Annotated in this window: 10 protein-coding genes; 5 read left to right on the plus strand and 5 right to left on the minus strand. The window is 71.7% G+C overall.

Annotated features, from left to right (window positions below; translation table 11 throughout):
* Nucleotides 1-195: 195 nt before the first annotated feature.
* Complete coding sequence (locus tag ACLJQF_RS43140; RefSeq protein WP_410616102.1) at nucleotides 196-633, minus strand: DUF6292 family protein; 438 nt, start codon at nucleotides 631-633, stop codon at nucleotides 196-198.
* A gap of 187 nt (nucleotides 634-820) precedes the next feature.
* Between ACLJQF_RS43140 and ACLJQF_RS43145 the strand changes: the two genes are divergently transcribed.
* Entirely contained in the window at nucleotides 821-1,249 is a 429-nt protein-coding gene (locus ACLJQF_RS43145) for a DUF6292 family protein (protein ID WP_410616103.1), read from the plus strand.
* A gap of 24 nt (nucleotides 1,250-1,273) precedes the next feature.
* The gene (locus tag ACLJQF_RS43150) at nucleotides 1,274-3,127 is read left to right on the plus strand and encodes a S9 family peptidase (RefSeq protein WP_410616104.1); all 1,854 of its coding nucleotides are present in this window, start codon (nucleotides 1,274-1,276) and stop codon (nucleotides 3,125-3,127) included.
* Here ACLJQF_RS43150 and hpaD read toward each other — a convergent pair.
* From hpaD to ACLJQF_RS43170, 4 genes are read right to left on the minus strand one after another with little or no spacing between them, the layout of a single operon-like run.
* Nucleotides 3,110-4,150, minus strand: coding sequence for a 3,4-dihydroxyphenylacetate 2,3-dioxygenase (gene hpaD / locus ACLJQF_RS43155; protein WP_410616105.1), 1,041 nt, complete (start codon nucleotides 4,148-4,150; stop codon nucleotides 3,110-3,112). The two genes, ACLJQF_RS43150 and hpaD, sit on opposite strands and share 18 nt — an antisense overlap.
* Complete coding sequence (gene hpaE / locus ACLJQF_RS43160; RefSeq protein ID WP_410616106.1) at nucleotides 4,147-5,655, minus strand: 5-carboxymethyl-2-hydroxymuconate semialdehyde dehydrogenase; 1,509 nt, start codon at nucleotides 5,653-5,655, stop codon at nucleotides 4,147-4,149. The genes hpaD and hpaE overlap by 4 nt, the downstream gene beginning before the upstream one ends.
* Nucleotides 5,652-6,599, minus strand: a complete 948-nt coding sequence (gene dapA / locus ACLJQF_RS43165) for a 4-hydroxy-tetrahydrodipicolinate synthase (protein WP_410616107.1) — start codon at nucleotides 6,597-6,599, stop codon at nucleotides 5,652-5,654. The genes hpaE and dapA overlap by 4 nt, the downstream gene beginning before the upstream one ends.
* A gap of 21 nt (nucleotides 6,600-6,620) precedes the next feature.
* Nucleotides 6,621-8,036 (minus strand): fumarylacetoacetate hydrolase family protein, encoded by a 1,416-nt coding sequence (locus ACLJQF_RS43170; protein WP_410616108.1) that lies wholly within the window; start codon nucleotides 8,034-8,036, stop codon nucleotides 6,621-6,623.
* Nucleotides 8,037-8,125: 89 nt separating this feature from the next.
* Here ACLJQF_RS43170 and ACLJQF_RS43175 point away from each other — a divergent pair, with 89 nt between their 5' ends.
* The 3 genes from ACLJQF_RS43175 to ACLJQF_RS43185 all read left to right on the plus strand — a co-directional run bounded on the left by ACLJQF_RS43175 (nucleotide 8,126) and on the right by ACLJQF_RS43185 (nucleotide 16,369).
* Nucleotides 8,126-9,097 carry a magnesium transporter CorA family protein gene (locus ACLJQF_RS43175; protein WP_410616109.1) on the plus strand — a complete coding sequence of 324 codons (972 nt, stop codon included), beginning with the start codon at nucleotides 8,126-8,128 and terminating at the stop codon, nucleotides 9,095-9,097.
* A 328-nt stretch (nucleotides 9,098-9,425) separates the two neighbouring features.
* Nucleotides 9,426-13,970 (plus strand): HAMP domain-containing protein, encoded by a 4,545-nt coding sequence (locus ACLJQF_RS43180; protein WP_410616175.1) that lies wholly within the window; start codon nucleotides 9,426-9,428, stop codon nucleotides 13,968-13,970.
* A complete protein-coding gene (locus ACLJQF_RS43185) occupies nucleotides 13,967-16,369 on the plus strand; it encodes a SpoIIE family protein phosphatase (protein WP_410616110.1) in 2,403 nt (800 codons plus the stop codon). The genes ACLJQF_RS43180 and ACLJQF_RS43185 overlap by 4 nt, the downstream gene beginning before the upstream one ends.
* Nucleotides 16,370-16,371: the final 2 nt, after the last annotated feature.

Genomic DNA, 16,371 nt, shown 5'->3' on the forward strand with positions numbered 1-16,371 from the left:
CAGACTGAATGACGGCCTCGACCCAGCGCCAAGGACACACGACGTCACGCAAGCGACCAGACACGATTTTCACCCCAGCACGGACGTCCCGCCAGGGACACCGACAACTGAATGAGTCATTCAAGACACGTCGACCTGCTCGCGGTCGTGGCCACGGAACGTCAGCGAAGCTCTCGGGCAGGGGCAGCGGCGCCGTCATCGGGCCACGGCCGGTCGGCGCAGCAGTGCGGCGAGGGCGCCGGGGTCGCCCGCGGTCCGGAGCTGCACCGGGTCTTGCCGTCCCACTGAGTGGTCGTCTTCGCGCAGGGCGGTGACGAACCGCGCGACCCGGCGTGGGGCCGGGGCCACCGTGGGGCCGCCCAGGTAACGCAGGACGATCAGGTCCTCGCCGGAGTGCGTCTCGATCGCCGCCGCCCAGCCGTGGACTTCGTCCCAGAGGAGGGCCACGTCGCGGCCGGGATAGTGCGGCAGCCGGATGTCGAGGGCGACGTAGGCCGAAACCGGGCTGTCGTGGTCGAGGGTGCAGGACTCGAGGCCGATCCCGAGCTCGGCGGTGACGTCGTGGAGGTAGCCGAGCAGTGCGGTGACGGCGGGGTGCTGGTAACCGGTCGGGAGTTCGAGCGATGCGGTCACGGGGGTCTGTCACCTTTCTCTTCGGATGCTCCGGTTCTAACATGTCATCTTTTCGATGACAAGTGAGATGTCGCCGAATAGACGACATTTACTGTCCGATTCGCCGGGATTGAGCGCCGGGGCGCCGGGGTACCCGATCGGGCGACCGCGGAGGATCCCGCGGCGAAACCGGGAAAGCGAGGCGGCGTTGAGCATTCTGATCGACTTCGAGCGCGACACGGAGTTCTCGTTCGAGCGGCGGTTGCGGGGTTACGTGGGTGCGGTGGCCCGGGCCGTGGGGGTGGGACTGGAGTCCTGCACGCTCGACGAGGGCACCCCCGCGGCGGCCTACATCGCCCTCGACTGGCGCTTGGCCCGCTTCCCGGGCCACGACCTGGCCCTGGTCTGGGACGAAGTCCACGGCTGGGCGGCGGCGATCGAAGACGCGACGGGCGAGGCGGCGACGGTCCTGGCCTACCTGGGCGGCGAAGTCTTCCCGGACCCCCGCGCGGTGGTCCGGTTCCTGGCGGCGATCCGCGCGGGCGACCCGGACGCGGGCACCCTGGACGCCCCGGTTCTGCGCGAAGCGGGCGACCACGAGCGGCTGCTGGCCGTGCTGGCCACGGGCCGGAGTTGATCAGGTTCGGGCAGACTGGGGTCCATGGGGAAGCTGACGGCGGAGGCCGTGGTCGACCGGTTGGTGCCGCAGACACCGCGGATGTCACCGGACGGGCGGTGGGTGGTGTTCGTCCGCGCACCGGTGGGACGTGCCGGGGAGTACCCGGACAGCGGGCTGTGGGTGGGGGCCGCGGACGGGAGTGCACCGCCTCGGGAGCTCGCCGCCGCGACGGCGGAGGACCAGGAGCCACGGTGGTCGGCGGATTCCGGGTGGGTGTACTTCCTCTCCGACCGCGCCGATCGCGGGACCGCGCAGCTGCACCGGGTGCGCCGGGACGGTGGTGATCCGGAGCAGCTGACGGACTGGCGTTCGGGGATCGGCGATTACGTGCTGCTGCCGGACAGCGGTGCGGTGGTGCTCGTCGCGCCGGAGGAGAAGGCAGCGCCGGCCGACCCCCGGGTGCGCGTGGTGCGGCCGGGTGCTGCCGAGGCACCCACCTGGGACACCGCCGCCCGGCCCGATCGGCTCTGGCTCCTCGACCCGTCGACGCGCGCCGTCCGCGCGCTCGGCGACTTCGGCTCGCGGCACGTCGCCGAAGCCGCCGCGCGGCCGGATGGCCACACCCTCGCCGTGCTCACCTGGTCCGTCGCCGACCGGGAGCCCGGGCTCTACGAGCCCGGCCTCCACCTCGTCGACCCCGCCACCGGTGCCCGGCAGGAGCTCGGCGCCCCGGCGCTGGAGGCCGAGTCGCTCACCTGGTGGCGCGACGAGGCCGGCTGGCGCCTGGCCTACCTCGGCCTCACCCCGCCCGGCCTGATCAGCGGCCGCGCGATCTTCGACGCCGACGGCCAACGGAACCTCACCGCCGGGATGAGCGTCTGCCCGATCGAACTGGCCAGGGCCGGTGACGGACGGCTGCTGGCCCTGTTCGCCGAAGGCCTCGACACCACGATCCGGCGCCTCGACCCCGCCGCCGGCACCTTCACCGAGCTGGACCGCGTGCCCGGCAGCCTGCAGGACCTGAGTGCGAGCGGGGGCGGCATCGCCGTCGTCGGGAGCAGCGCCACCGAGCCCGACGCCGTCCACTGCGGTCCACCCGGCGGTCCGCGCACCCGCCTCGGCGAACCGCAGCTGCGCGGGATCCGGTGGGGCACCCAGGAACGCCTGTCCTACCGCGCCGAAGACGGCCTGGAACTCGACGGCCTCCTCGTCCTCCCACCCGGCCGGACCCGCGCGGACGGGCCTTTCCCGCTCGTCACCCTGGTCCACGGCGGACCGTACGACCGCTTCGCCGACCGGTTCCAGCTCGGGTGGTTCCGCCACGGCCAGTGGCTGGCCGCGGCCGGGTTCGCGGTGTTCCTCCCGAATCCCCGCGGCGGCCTCGGCCACGGTCACGCCTTCGCGGCGAGCGTCGCCGGCGACGTCGGGGGTGCGGAGTTCACCGACCTCCTCACCGGGATCGACCTGCTCGTCGAGGCGGGCGTCGCCGACGAAGACCGGCTCGGGATCGGCGGCGGGAGCCACGGCGGGTTCATGGCGGCCTGGGCCGTCACGCAGACGGATCGCTTCAAGGCGGCCGTCGTCAACGCTGGCGTCATCGACTGGCCGCTGCTCGCCGCGACCGGGGAGTGCGGCCGGTACGACCGCGCCCTCGGCGGCCGGGAGAACAGCCCGATCGCCCACGCCGGCCGGATCGCGACCCCTGTTCTCATCGTGCACGGCGAGGACGACACGAACGTCCCGCTCTCGCAGGCCGAACTCCTGCACGACGCCCTCGGGGACCGGCCGCACGAGTTCGTCGTCTACCCCCGGGAGGGCCATTCCCTCCGCGAACGCGGCCACCAGCTCGACTACCTGCACCGCGCCCGCGCCTGGTTCTCAGACCTGCTGGCCTAGCTTGTACTCCGCCGAGCCGGTGAACGAGAACCCGTCCGCGCCGACGGTGACGTCGGCTTCGCGCGGCTCGGCCCGGGCGACCACCGGCTGGACCTGACCGGACAGGTCCAGCACGACCGACGCGTCGGTGTACCAGCTCTGCACCACCGGGTTGCCCCACCAGTCGCGGCGCTGGTTGTCGTGGACGTCCCAGGTGATCACCGGGTTGTCCGGGTCACCGGTGTAGTAGTCGTGGGTGTAGATCTCGATGCGGTGCCCGTCGGGGTCGCGCAGGTAGAGGTAGAAGGCGTTCGACACGCCGTGGCGGCCCGGCCCGCGTTCGATCGTGCCGGGTTTGCGCAGGGCGCCGAGGTGGTCGCAGATGTGCAGGATCTGGTGCCGCTCGTGCGCGGCGAACGCGATGTGGTGCAGCCGGGGGCCGTCGCCGCCGGTCAGGGCGACGTCGTGGACGGTCGGCTTGCGGAACATCCAGGCCGCGTACACCGTGCCCTCGGCGTCCTGGATGTCCTCCGAGACGCGGAAACCCAGGCCCTCGTAGTACGTCCGGGCCGCCGGGACGTCCGGGGTGTCCAGGTTGAAGTGGTCCAGCCGCGACAGCGCGCCGGGCCCGTGGACGTCGTAGCGCTGGGTGAACCGCTCGACGTGCTCGGCCTCGTGGAAGAACTCCACCGGGAAGCCGAGCGGGTCGATGACCCGCACCGCCTCGCCGATCCCCCGCGTGGCACCGGCCGGACGACGCTCGGCCCGGCACCCGAGCGCGCGGTGGTACGCCTCGGCCAAGCCGAGATCGGCCGGGCTCCGCACCCGGTAGGCCAGCACGCCCAGCGCCGGCGTGGCCCCCGTGCGCAGCACCAGTGAGTGGTGCAGGTACTCCTCGAACGCCCGCAGGTACACCGCGTCGGCATCCTCGTGGGTGACGACGAGCCCGAGCACATCGACGTAGAACGCCCGCGACGCGGCGAGATCGGTGACGACGAGTTCGGCGTACGCGCAGCGGAGGACGTCCGGCGGGGTAACGGTCATGACTGTCCTTTCCGGACGGTGCCGAACCGGACCGGGTGCACCGGCCCGAGCGAGACGTGGATGGCCTGCTGGTCGGTGTAGAAGCCGAGGGAGCGGTAGCCGCCTTCGTGGCCGAGGCCGGAGGCCTTGACCCCGCCGAACGGGGTGCGCAGGTCGCGGACGTTGTGCGAGTTCAGCCAGACCATCCCGGCTTCGACCGACTGCGCGAAGGTGTGCGCCCGCGTCAGATCGGCCGTCCACAGGTATGCGGCGAGCCCGTACTTGACGTCGTTGGCCAGCGCGAGGGCCTCGGCTTCGGTGTCGAACGGCGTCAGCGCGACGACCGGGCCGAAGATCTCCTCCTGGAAGATCCGCGCGGTGGACGGGACATCGGCGAACACCGTCGGCGCCACGTAGTTCCCGCTGTCCAGGCCGGGCGGACGGCCGCCGCCGGCGAGCAGCCGGCCTTCGGTCTTGCCCAGCTCGACGTACCGCATCACCTTGGCGTAGTGCTCGGGATGGACGAGCGCGCCGATTTCGGTGGCCGGGTCGTGCGGATCGCCGACGATGATGTTCGCCGCGCGAGCCGCGAATCGCGCGCAGAACTCGTCGTAGATCGGCCGTTCGAGGAGGATCCGGCTGCCCGCGGTGCAGCGTTCGCCGTTGAGGGAGAAAACGCCGAAGAGCGTCGAGTCGAGGGCGGCGTCGAGGTCGGCATCGGCGAAGACGATCGCCGGGGACTTGCCGCCCAGCTCCATCGACATGCCTTTGAGGTGCGTCGCGCAATTGCGGTAGATCGTCTGCCCGGTCGTGGTCTCGCCGGTGAACGAGATGAGCGGCACGTCCGGGTGCTTGACCAGCGCGTCGCCCGCCTCCTCGCCGAAGCCGTTGACCAGGTTGAACACGCCGTCGGGGAGCCCGGCGCCGGCGAAGATCCCGGCCCAGAGGCTCGCCGAGAGCGGCGTGAACTCGGCCGGCTTGAGCACCACGGTGCAGCCCGAGGCGAGTGCGGGGGCGAGCTTCCAGCTCTCCAGCATGAACGGGGTGTTCCACGGCGTGATCAGCCCGGCGACGCCGACGGGTTTGCGGTGGACGTAGTTCACCTGGCGGCCAGGGACCTGGTAGGTGTCGTCGGCCTGGGCGACGACGAGGTCGGCGAAGAACCGGAAGTTCTCGGCCGCGCGCTGCGCCTGCCCGAGCGCCTGCGTGATCGGCAGGCCGGTGTCGAAGGTTTCCAGTTCGGCCAGCTGCCGGTCCTGGGCCTCGACGGCGTCGGCGATCTTGTTCAGGATCCGCGCCCGGGCCCGCGGGAGCATCCGCGGCCACGGTCCCTGAGTGAAGGCTTTCCGCGCCGCCGCGACTGCCCGGTCGACGTCTTCGGCCTGGCCCGCCGCTGCGGTGACGTACGGGGTGTTGGACACCGGGTCGAGCACGTCGAAGGTCTTGCCGGAGACGCTGTCGACGAGTTCGCCGCCGATGTAGTGCCGGAGCCGGCCCGGCAGGCCCTCCGGGACGTGGTGACTCATGCTCGCCCCTGCACGGTGAAGCCTTCGACGGGCGACAGGTACTGCTCGCCTTCGCTCATGAGTTCCTTGATCCGGGCGAGACCGGTCCGGGTCGGCGGGATCAGCGGTGGCCGCACGTGCCCGGACGCGATGAGCCCGCGGTGTTCGAGCACCCACTTCCCGGGGGCCGGGTTGGTCTCGACGAACAGCAGGTCGACCAGGGGGTGCAGGCCGTAGTGGAGTTCGCGGGCGCGTTCGTGGTCGCCGGCCTGCCAGGCCTCGTACAGTTCGGCGCACGCGGCGGGGGCGATGTTGGCCGTGGCGCTGACGAACCCGGCGCCGCCGAGGGCCAGCAGCGGCAGGCACAGCAGTTCGATCCCGGACCAGACCAGCAGCTCCCGTCCGCACTGGTGCAGGACGCGGGAGAAGTGCTCGAAGTCCTTCGTCGTCTCCTTGATCCCCACGAAGTTGTCGCACGAGCGGTACAGCCGGGCGACCGTCTCGGGGGCGAGGTCGACCGCGGTCCGGCTCGGCACGTTGTAGGCGACGATCGGCAGGTCGGGGAACTCCCGGCAGACCGTGCGGTACCAGACGAACAGCGCGTCCTGGGTGGGCCGGGCGTAGTACGGCGTGATGACGAGCGCGGCGTCGACCCCGGCGTCGCGGGCGAGCGCCGTCAGCTCCAGGGTCTCGTCCAGCTTCGCCGAACCCGTGCCCGGGACGAAGGGGACGCGGTCGCCGACCGCCGCGGCCACCGTCCGGATCGCCTCGGCTCGCTCGGCGACGGTCTGCGAGCCGGGTTCACCGGTGGACCCGCCGATCGAGATGCCGTGCGAGCCCGAGGCGAGCTGCCAGCGCACGAGGTTCTCGAGGCCGCGGTGGTCGACCGCGCCGTCGGCGGTGAACGGCGTCATCAGCGGCGCGATCGACCCGCGGACGGCCTGGGGATCGGAGCGGAAGCGCATGGGTTTCCCTTCCTCGGTCGGTCACCGCTTTTCGAGCCAGGCGGCGTACCTCGCACGCCAGTGCTCGTTCATCGGGTAGAGCCCTTCGACGCGCTCGCCCGCGGCGACCTGCTCGGCGATGAACCGCTCCTGCCGCTCCTGCTCGATGGCCGCGTCGACGACCTCTTCGACGAGGTCCGGCGGGATGACCAGGATGCCGTCGTCGTCGCCCACGATCACGTCGCCGGGGCAGACCGCCGCGCCACCGCAGGCGATCGCGCCGCCGGCGTCCCACGGCACGTGCCGTCGGCCGAGCACGGACGGGTGCGGGCCGGCGTGGTGCACCGGAATGTCCAAAGCGGACACCGCGGCGAGGTCGCGGAGGCCGCCGTCGGTGACGATCCCGGTGGCGCCGCGTACCTGGGCCCGCAACGCGAGGATGTCGCCGACAGTGCCGGCGCCGCGTTCCCCGCGCGCTTCGACGACGAGGACGTCGCCGGGGCCGAGGGCGTCGATCGCGCGTTTCTGCGCGTTGTACCCGCCGCCGTGGGTGCGGAAGAGGTCTTCGCGGTAGGGCAGGTACCGCAGGGTCCTGGCGCGGCCGGTCAGCCGGGTGCCGGGCCGGGTCGGCGTGAGCCCGTCGATCGAGACCGCATCGTGGCCCCGCTTGCGCAGCTGAGCGGAAAGCGTTGCGGTACCGACGGATTCGATCCGGTCCCGGATCGCCGGGGACAGCGCGAACGCCGGCGTGACCGACCCGTACGCGTCGGCTCGCTGCCGGTCGTCGGCGCGGGGGAGCGCCCCGTACGGTCCGAACGGGACGGTTCCCGCGGCGATCGGGGTGACCAGGCGGCCGGTGGTGTGCCCGGCGGTGTCGACTTCGACCTCGACGACGTCACCCGGAACCGCGACCGATGCGCCCGCCGGAGTGCCGGTGAGCACGACGTCTCCGGGTTCGAGGGTGATCAGCTGGGAGAGGTCCGCGATCAGCCGGCCGAAGCCGAACAGCATCCCGGCCGTCGTGTCCTCCTGGACGAGTTCGCCGTTGAGCCAGGTGCGCAACCGCAGCGCGGCCGGGTCGACGTCCGCGGCGGGCAGCACCGCCGGGCCGAGCGGGCAGAACCCGTCGCCGCCCTTCGACCGCAGGTTGCTGCCCTGGTCGGCGTAGCGCAGGTCGTGCACGCCGAAGTCGTTGGCGGCGGTGACCCCGGCGACGTGCGACCAGCCGGCTTCCGGGGTGACCCGGCGGGCCGTCTGGCCGATGACCAGCGCGATCTCCCCTTCGAAGCCCAGGAGTTCGGTTCCCGCCGGGCGTTCGAGGACGTCCCCGCTCGCGGCCACCGACGTCGGTGGCTTGAGGAAGTACGAGGGCTGCTGCGGGACCCGGCCGCGCTGCGCGGCCCGCGACCGGTAGTTGAGGTGCAGCGCGATGATCTTGCCCGGTCGCTCGAGGAACATATGTCAAATGATATACGATCTGCGGCGCAGGGAAAGCCCTTGACGTTCGGCCTCGTGTGAGCCGGCGCCGCGCCGGGTAGTCACCCTGGATGACGAGAACCCGCGTGTACCGCGACGGCGTCCTGCAGAAGGAGGACTTCCCCGTCGATGACGTCTCCGAGTTCCTGGCCGAACCGGGGACCGCGGTGTGGGTGGACCTCTGTGCGCCGACCGAGGCCGATCTGGCCGAGCTCGCCGGCGAACTCGGCCTGCACCGGCTCGCCGTGGAGGACGCCGTCTCCGACCATCAGCGGCCCAAGCTGGACCGCTACGAAGGGCACGCTTTCCTGTCGGCTTACGCCGTGCAGTTCGACGCGAGGACAGGACGCCTCACCACCGCCGAGTTCGGCGCGTTCGTCACGCCGCGGGCGCTGGTGACCGTGCGCAAGGACGAGGGCTTCGCCATCGAGCCGGTCGTGCACCGCTGGGACCAGTCTGGGGAACTGGCGAAGTCCGGCGTGGCCTTCCTGGTGCACGGCCTGCTCGACCACGTCGTCGACGGGCACTTCGAAGCCGTGCAGGCGCTCGACGACGAGGTCGAAGCCTTGGAAGACCTGGTCTTCGAAGAGCGTCCGGACTCCTCGGAACTGCAGCGCCGCTCGTTCCGGCTCCGCAAGAGCCTGACCGCGCTGCGCCGCGTGGTGCTGCCGATGCGGGAGGTGATCAGTTCCCTGATGCGGCCGGACCTGCGGCTGGCCGACGAGCTGACCCGCCCGTACTTCGAGGACGTCCACGACCACGCCCGTCAGGCCGCGGAGCAGACCGAGGCAATGCGGGAGCTGATCGCCACGGTCCGGGAGACGCAGCTGAACCTGCAGGGCAACCGGCTGAACCTGGTCATGAAGAAGGTCACCGGCTGGGCGGCCGTGATCGCGGTGCCCACGGCGGTGACCGGGTTCTACGGTCAGAACGTGCCGTACCCGGGCTACGGTGCGCCGAGCGGGTTCTGGGCTTCGACGGTCGCCGTGCTGGCGCTTTCGGTGGGCCTGTACGCATTGTTCAAACGCAAGGACTGGCTCTGAGCCGGACCCCGGCGATTCCACAGTGGAGTGTCCACATCGGATGCTGAAGCCGGGCATGGCGAAGCGCGGCGACGGCGCACGCGCGCACGCAACCGGACCCCGGGACGGCGTTCAGCCGAACGGGGCAATGTGGCCGGATGGCCTGGGAGAGAAGGAAAGGCTTTCGAGCACCGCCTGGGGAGCGCGCGTGGACACGGGCGCGGCTGGTTGCTCAACCGTTGCCGCCCACTCTAGTGCAGCTGCACTATGCTGAGCCACCCGGTGTGCAGACGGCGGGACGGCGCACGGTGCCGACAAGCGAAGAAACGGGTGACGGATGAGCGGGGCAATGGTCGACGGTGTGCGCCCGGGTGCGGACGCCTCGGGCGTGGGCGAGGCCGGGGAGCAGGAGCTGCGCCGGCTGCTGGCCGGCCTGACCGCCGTCCGCGACGGCGACTTCGGCATCCGGCTGCCGGGCGGGGCCGACGGCCTGCTCGGCGAGATCGCCACGGTGTTCAACGGCATGGCCGACCAGCTCTCGCTGTTCACCTCCGAGGTCACCCGCGTCGCGCGGGAGGTCGGCAGCGAGGGGCAGCTCGGCGGCCAGGCGAAGGTCCCCGGCGTGTCCGGCACGTGGAAGGACCTCACCGACTCGGTGAACGCCATGGCCGGCAACCTCACCACCCAGGTCCGTGACATCGCCCAGGTCGCGACCGCGGTCGCGAAGGGCGACCTGTCGCAGAAGATCGACGTCGACGCCCGCGGCGAAATCCTCGAGCTGAAGGACACCGTCAACACGATGGTGGATCAGCTGTCGTCGTTCGCGGACGAGGTCACCCGGGTGGCGCGCGAGGTGGGCAGCGAAGGCCGCCTCGGCGGCCAGGCCCAGGTGCCCGGCGTCGGCGGGGTGTGGCGCGACCTCACCGACTCGGTGAACTTCATGGCGGGCAACCTGACCGACCAGGTCCGCAACATCGCCCAGGTGACGACGGCGGTCGCCAAGGGCGACCTGTCCCAGAAGATCACCGTCGACGCCCGCGGCGAGATCCTCGAACTCAAGAACACGATCAACACGATGGTGGATCAGCTGTCGTCGTTCGCCGACGAAGTCACGAGAGTGGCCCGCGAAGTCGGCACCGAAGGGCGGCTGGGGGGCCAGGCCGACGTCAAGGGCGTCTCCGGCACCTGGCGGGACCTCACCGACTCGGTGAACTTCATGGCCGGGAACCTGACCGACCAGGTCCGCAACATCGCCCAGGTCGCCACCGCGGTGGCGAGCGGCGACCTCTCGCAGAAGATCAACGTCACCGCCCGCGGCGAGGTCCTGGAGCTCAAGGACACGCTGAACACGATGGTGGATCAGCTGTCCGCGTTCGCGGACGAGGTCACCCGGGTGGCGCGCGAGGTAGGCACGGAGGGCCGGCTGGGCGGCCAGGCGGATGTCAAGGGCGTCTCCGGCACCTGGAAGGACCTCACCGAGTCGGTCAACGTCATGGCCGACAACCTCACCGCGCAGGTCCGCTCGATCGCCCAGGTCACCACCGCGGTCGCCCGCGGCGACCTGTCGCAGAAGATCCGGGTCGACGCCCGCGGCGAGATCCTCGAACTGAAGGACACCATCAACACGATGGTGGATCAGCTGTCGGCGTTCGCGGACGAGGTCACCCGGGTGGCGCGTGAGGTCGGCACCGAGGGCAACCTCGGCGGCCAGGCCACCGTCCGCGGCGTGTCCGGGACCTGGAAGAACCTCACCGACAACGTCAACGTCATGGCGTCCAACCTGACCGGCCAGGTCCGCTCGATCGCGCAGGTCGCCACGGCCGTCGCGCGCGGCGACCTGTCGGGCAAGATCACCGTCGAGGCCAAGGGCGAGGTCGCGGCCCTGGCCGACGTCATCAACACGATGGTGGACACGCTGTCGGCGTTCGCGGACGAGGTCACCCGCGTGGCCCGCGAGGTCGGCACCGAGGGCATGCTGGGCGGCCAGGCGCGGGTGCCGAACGTCGCCGGCACCTGGAAGGACCTCACCGACAACGTCAACTCGATGGCGAACAACCTCACCGGCCAGGTCCGCAACATCGCCCAGGTGACCACCGCCGTCGCCCAGGGCGACCTGACCCGCAAGATCGACGTCGACGCCCGCGGCGAGATCCTCGAGCTCAAGACCACGATCAACACGATGGTCGACCAGCTCTCGGCGTTCGCGGCGGAGGTCACGCGTGTGGCGCGCGAGGTCGGCAGCGAGGGCCGCCTCGGCGGCCAGGCCGAAGTCGAAGGCGTGTCGGGCACCTGGAAGCGGCTGACGGAGAACGTCAACGAGCTGGCCGGGAACCTCACCCGGCAGGTGCGGGCGATCGCCGAGGTGACCAGCGCGGTCGCCGAGGGCGACCTGACCCGGTCGATCACCGTCGACGCCTCCGGCGAGGTCGCCGAGCTGAAGGACAACATCAACTCGATGGTGGAGTCGCTGCGCGAGACGACGCGGGCGAACCAGGAGCAGGACTGGCTGAAGTCGAACCTGGCCACCATCACCGGGCTGATGCAGGGCCGCCGGGACCTCGCCGTCGTCGCGGCCGCGGTGATGGACGAGCTGGTCCCGCTGGTCAACGCCCAGTACGGCGCGTTCTACCTGGCCGACGACAACGCCGAGGTCCCCGAACTGCGGCTGGTCGGCGCGTACGGCCACCCTGACGACGGAGACGGGCCGGCCGTGCGGTTCCGGGTCGGCCAGTCACTGGTCGGCCAGGCCGCCCGCAGCCGCCGCGCGATCGCCGTCGACGACGTCCCGCCCGGCTACGCCACCATCTCCTCCGGCCTCGGCAGCACCACCCCGGCCAGCCTGATCGTGCTGCCGATCGTGGTCGAGGACCAGGTCCTGGGCGTGCTCGAGCTGGCGTCGGTGCACGGCTTCACGCTGGTGCACCGGGCGTTCCTCGAGCTGCTGATGGAGCAGATCGGCGTCAACGTCAACAGCATCGTCGCCAACGCCCGCACCGACGAGCTGCTCGGCGAGTCGCAGCGGCTGACCGCGGAGCTGCAGGCCCGCTCGGAGGAACTCCAGGCGCGGCAGGAAGAACTCCAGTCGTCCAACGCCGAGCTGGAGGAGAAGGCGGCGCTGCTGGTCACGCAGAACCGCGACATCGAGACGAAGAACCTCGAGATCGAGCAGGCCCGCCAGGAGCTGGAGGCCCGCGCCCAGCAGCTGACGCTGGCGTCGAAGTACAAGTCGGAGTTCCTGGCCAACATGAGCCACGAGCTGCGCACCCCGCTCAACAGCCTGCTGATCCTCGCCCAGCTGCTCGCGCAGAACCCGACCCGCAACCTCACCGCGAAGCAGGTCGAGTACGCGGGCATCATCCACTCCGCCGGTTCCGACCTGCTGCAGCTGATCAACGACATCCTCGACCTGTCGAAGGTCGAGGCCGGGAAGATGGACGTCACCCCGGAGCAGGTGTCGCTGCGCCAGCTCATCGACTACGTCGAGGCGACGTTCCGGCCGATGACCTCGCAGCGCAACCTGGACTTCCGGATCACCGTCGCGCCCGGTTCGCCCACCGAGCTGCTGACCGACGACTCGCGGCTGCGGCAGGTGCTGCGCAACCTGCTGTCCAACGCCGTCAAGTTCACCGAGGTCGGCGGGATCGAGCTGCACATCGAGCCGGTGGACCCCGAGCGGCTGCCCCGGCCGCTGCGGGTGCACGGGCCCGCGGTCGCGTTCCGGGTCACCGACACCGGCATCGGGATCGCCGAGCACCAGCTCGAATCGATCTTCGGCGCGTTCCAGCAGGCCGACGGCACGACCAGCCGCAAGTACGGCGGCACCGGGCTCGGCCTGTCGATCAGCCGCGAGATCGCGCAGCTGCTCGGCGGGGTGATCACCGCCGAAAGCACCTTGGGCGAGGGCAGCACCTTCATCTTCGCACTGCCGGTCGCGCGCCCGGACTTCGCGACGCTGCCGGCGGGGGAGCACCCCGGCACCGCGGTCGCGACCACCGATCCCGGTGCCGCCGTCGCGGCGTCGGGGCCGCGGGCGTACCGGCGGCTGCTGGTCGTCGAGGAGCGCCAGCACGGGCTGCTGACGCTCGTCGCCGAGAGCGCGGCGGCGGACCTGTCCGACAGCCGGGACATCGGCCTGTCGCCCGCCGACGTCGAGGTGGTGACCGCGGTCGGCACGCAGGAGGCGGCCGCCGCGCTCGCCACCGACGCCTACCACTGCGTGGTGCTCGACCTGGACCTGCCGGACCGGACCGCGTTCGACTTCCTCGACGCGATGCAGGGTGACAGCGCGCTGCGGCTGGTCCCGGTGCTCGCGCACAACAGCCGCCGGCTCGACAGCGAACTCGAACAGCTGGTGCAGTCCCGCGCGGACGTCCCGTCCCTGGAGGTGCTGTCCGGGCTGGACGAGCTGCGCGAGCGGATCGCCCTGCACCTTTCGGCGGAGGAGCCCGGCGCGGTGCTGCCGCTGGTCCGCCCGGACGAGCCGGCCGCGCCGGTGCGCGCGGCCGACGTCGACACCACGCTGGCCGGCCGGACGGTGCTGATCGTCGACGACGACCCGCGCAACGTCTACGCGCTGACCGGGATCCTGGAGTTGCACGGCATGCACGTGCTGCACGCCGAGGACGGCCGCAAGGGCGTCGAGACGGTCGCGTCGCACGCGGGCATCGACCTGATCCTGATGGACGTGATGATGCCGGAGATGGACGGCTACACCGCGACCGCGAAGATCCGCGCGATGCCCGAGCACGCCCGGATCCCGATCGTCGCGGTGACGGCGAAGGCGATGCCGGGCGACCGGGAGAAGAGCCTCGCCTCGGGCGCGACCGACTACGTCACCAAACCGGTCGATGCGGACGACCTGATCGCCCGCATCAAGCGGCACGTGACGGCGTGATCGGCGACGAGCGGTTGCCCGCCGAAGACCGGAGCGTCCCCGTGCTGCCCGCGCCGGCCGAGGTGTCGGCCAACCTCGCCCGGCTCGCCGACACCGTCGCCCGGCTGCGCGGCGAGGTCGAGCACGCGCACGCCGTCGCCGACGGCCGCGGGCTGATCGAGCTGGCCAAGGGCGTCCTGATGGAACGGCTGCACTGCACGCCGTCGGACGCGGCGAAGCAGCTGGAGTCGCTCGCCGAGCGCTCCGGGATGACGCCGCTGGAGTTCGCCGCGGACGTCGTCGGCGAGGCGGCCGAGGACCGCATCACCGAGGTGACGCAGGAGTTCCTGGCCCGCGCGGACGACGAGGAGTCGGTCGCGGTGCGGCTGCGGACGGCCGAGAGCGGCGTGCTCGCGGCGGGGGACACCCAGCGCGTCGCGGAATCCATTTTGGAGCACGCGCTGCGCCCGCTCGGCGCGACCGCCGTCGCGGTGTGGCTCGCCGGGCCGGACGGGTCGCTGACGCTGGCCGGTTCGGCCGGGTTCTCCGCCGAGGAGGCGGCGCGCTGGTGCTACGTCCCGCCCGGCGTGGCGACGCCGGCCCGCCGCGCGCTGATCGAGCGCGACACCGTCTGGCTCCCCACGCTCGCGGGGGCCGGTCTGCCGTCGATCGGGCAGCACACGCTCTCCGGGGGCGGCCGGGTGACCGTCCCGACCGGCACCGGCGGGCGGATCATCGGCGTCGTCGAGATGTGCTGGCCGGAGCCGCTGCCCGCGGAACCGGACCGGCGGCGCCGTCAGCTGGAGGCCCTGGCCGAACTGTGCGCGCACACCCTCGACACCTGGGACGGCGTGGTCGCGCCGGTGGCCGCGGGCAGCTCCGGCGACTTCCTCGGCGAGCTGGTCGACTTCATCGACGGCCTGCACGACCCGGCCGTCCTGCTGTCGCCGTGCGTCGACGGCGGCAACCGGCTCAGCGACTTCCGGATCCACCACGCCAACGTCCGGTTCGCCGACCCGGGTGGGCGGCCGCGTAGCCGGATCGTCGGCACCCGGCTGCTGGAGGCGTACCCGCTCGCCGCCGAGGAAAGCGGCCTGCTCGACAAGATCCAGCGCGTCTACGCCACCGGAGAGCCGTTCCGGGCCGACAGCATGGCGATCACCACCCTGGTCGACCAGGTGCCGCTGACCGTGCTCGCCGACGTCAGCGTCACGCGCTTCGCCGGGAACGTGCTGCTGATCCTGCGCATCCAGGACGACGCGGCGAAGCTCGCCGTGCTGTTGCAGCACGCCCAGCGGCTCGGGCGCATCGGCGGCTTCGAGGAGAACGTCGTCACCGGGGCGATCACCTGGAACATCGAGCTGTTCGCGTTGTACGGCCTGCCGCCGAACGCGGCACCGCTGTCGCTGCACGACCTGGCCGTGCACGCGCACCCCGACGACGCCCCGGCGATCGGCCGGTTCCTGCGGGCGGTGCTGCACCACAAGCGCCCGTCGTCGACGGCGTTCCGGCTGCAGCGCTCCGACGGCGTCGCCCGGTACATCCGGGTGGTCGCCGAGCCGGTCGTCGACGGCCGCGGTGAACTGGTCGCGGTCCGCGGTGCCTACCAGGACGTTTCGTCGCAGCACTGGACCGAGGTGGCGCTGGCCGCGACGCGGGACAGGCTGGCCGAGACCGAACAGGAGTCGATCGAGCGCAACCGGCTCGCGCTGCAGCTGCAGCACGCGATCATGCCGCCGGCCAAGGGCCCGATCGACATGCCGGGCCTGCGCGCGGCGGTCCGCTACCGCCCGGCGGAGAAGGAGCACCTGGTCGGCGGCGACTGGTACGACGCGGTCGCGTTGCCGACGGGCGAGGTCCTGCTGTGCGTCGGCGACGTCGCGGGCCACGGCATCGACGCGGCGACGGGCATGGTGAGCCTCCGCAACGCCCTGCGCGGCCTCGCGGCGACCGGAGCCGGGCCGGCCCAGCTGCTCACGTGGCTGAACCTGGTGGCCTACCACCTGACCGACCACGTCACGGCGACCGCGGTGGCCGCCGTCTACGACCCGGCGAACCGGAAGCTGCGCTGGGCGCGGGCGGGGCACCTGCCCCCGATCGTCCGCCACCGCGACGGCACGGCGACGACGTTGCCCCTGATCCGCGGTTCCCTGCTCGGCGCGGTCCGCGACGTGGAATACGAGGAGGACGAGCTGCAGCTCGCCGAGGGCGACATCCTGCTGATCTACACCGACGGCCTGATCGAGCGCCGCGACCGCCCGGTCCAGGATTCGGTGTCCCGCCTGGTCACCCTGGTGGACGGCCACGACGGCGGCCTCGAGCACCAGCTCGACAGGCTGCTGACCTACAGCACGGCCGACACGGACGACGACACGTGCGTAGTCGGCATCGAGGTCACCACCTCCCCGGAAACTTCGTGAAG

This window comes from Amycolatopsis sp. lyj-109, assembly GCF_046548995.1.
Taxonomy (GTDB): domain Bacteria; phylum Actinomycetota; class Actinomycetes; order Mycobacteriales; family Pseudonocardiaceae; genus Amycolatopsis.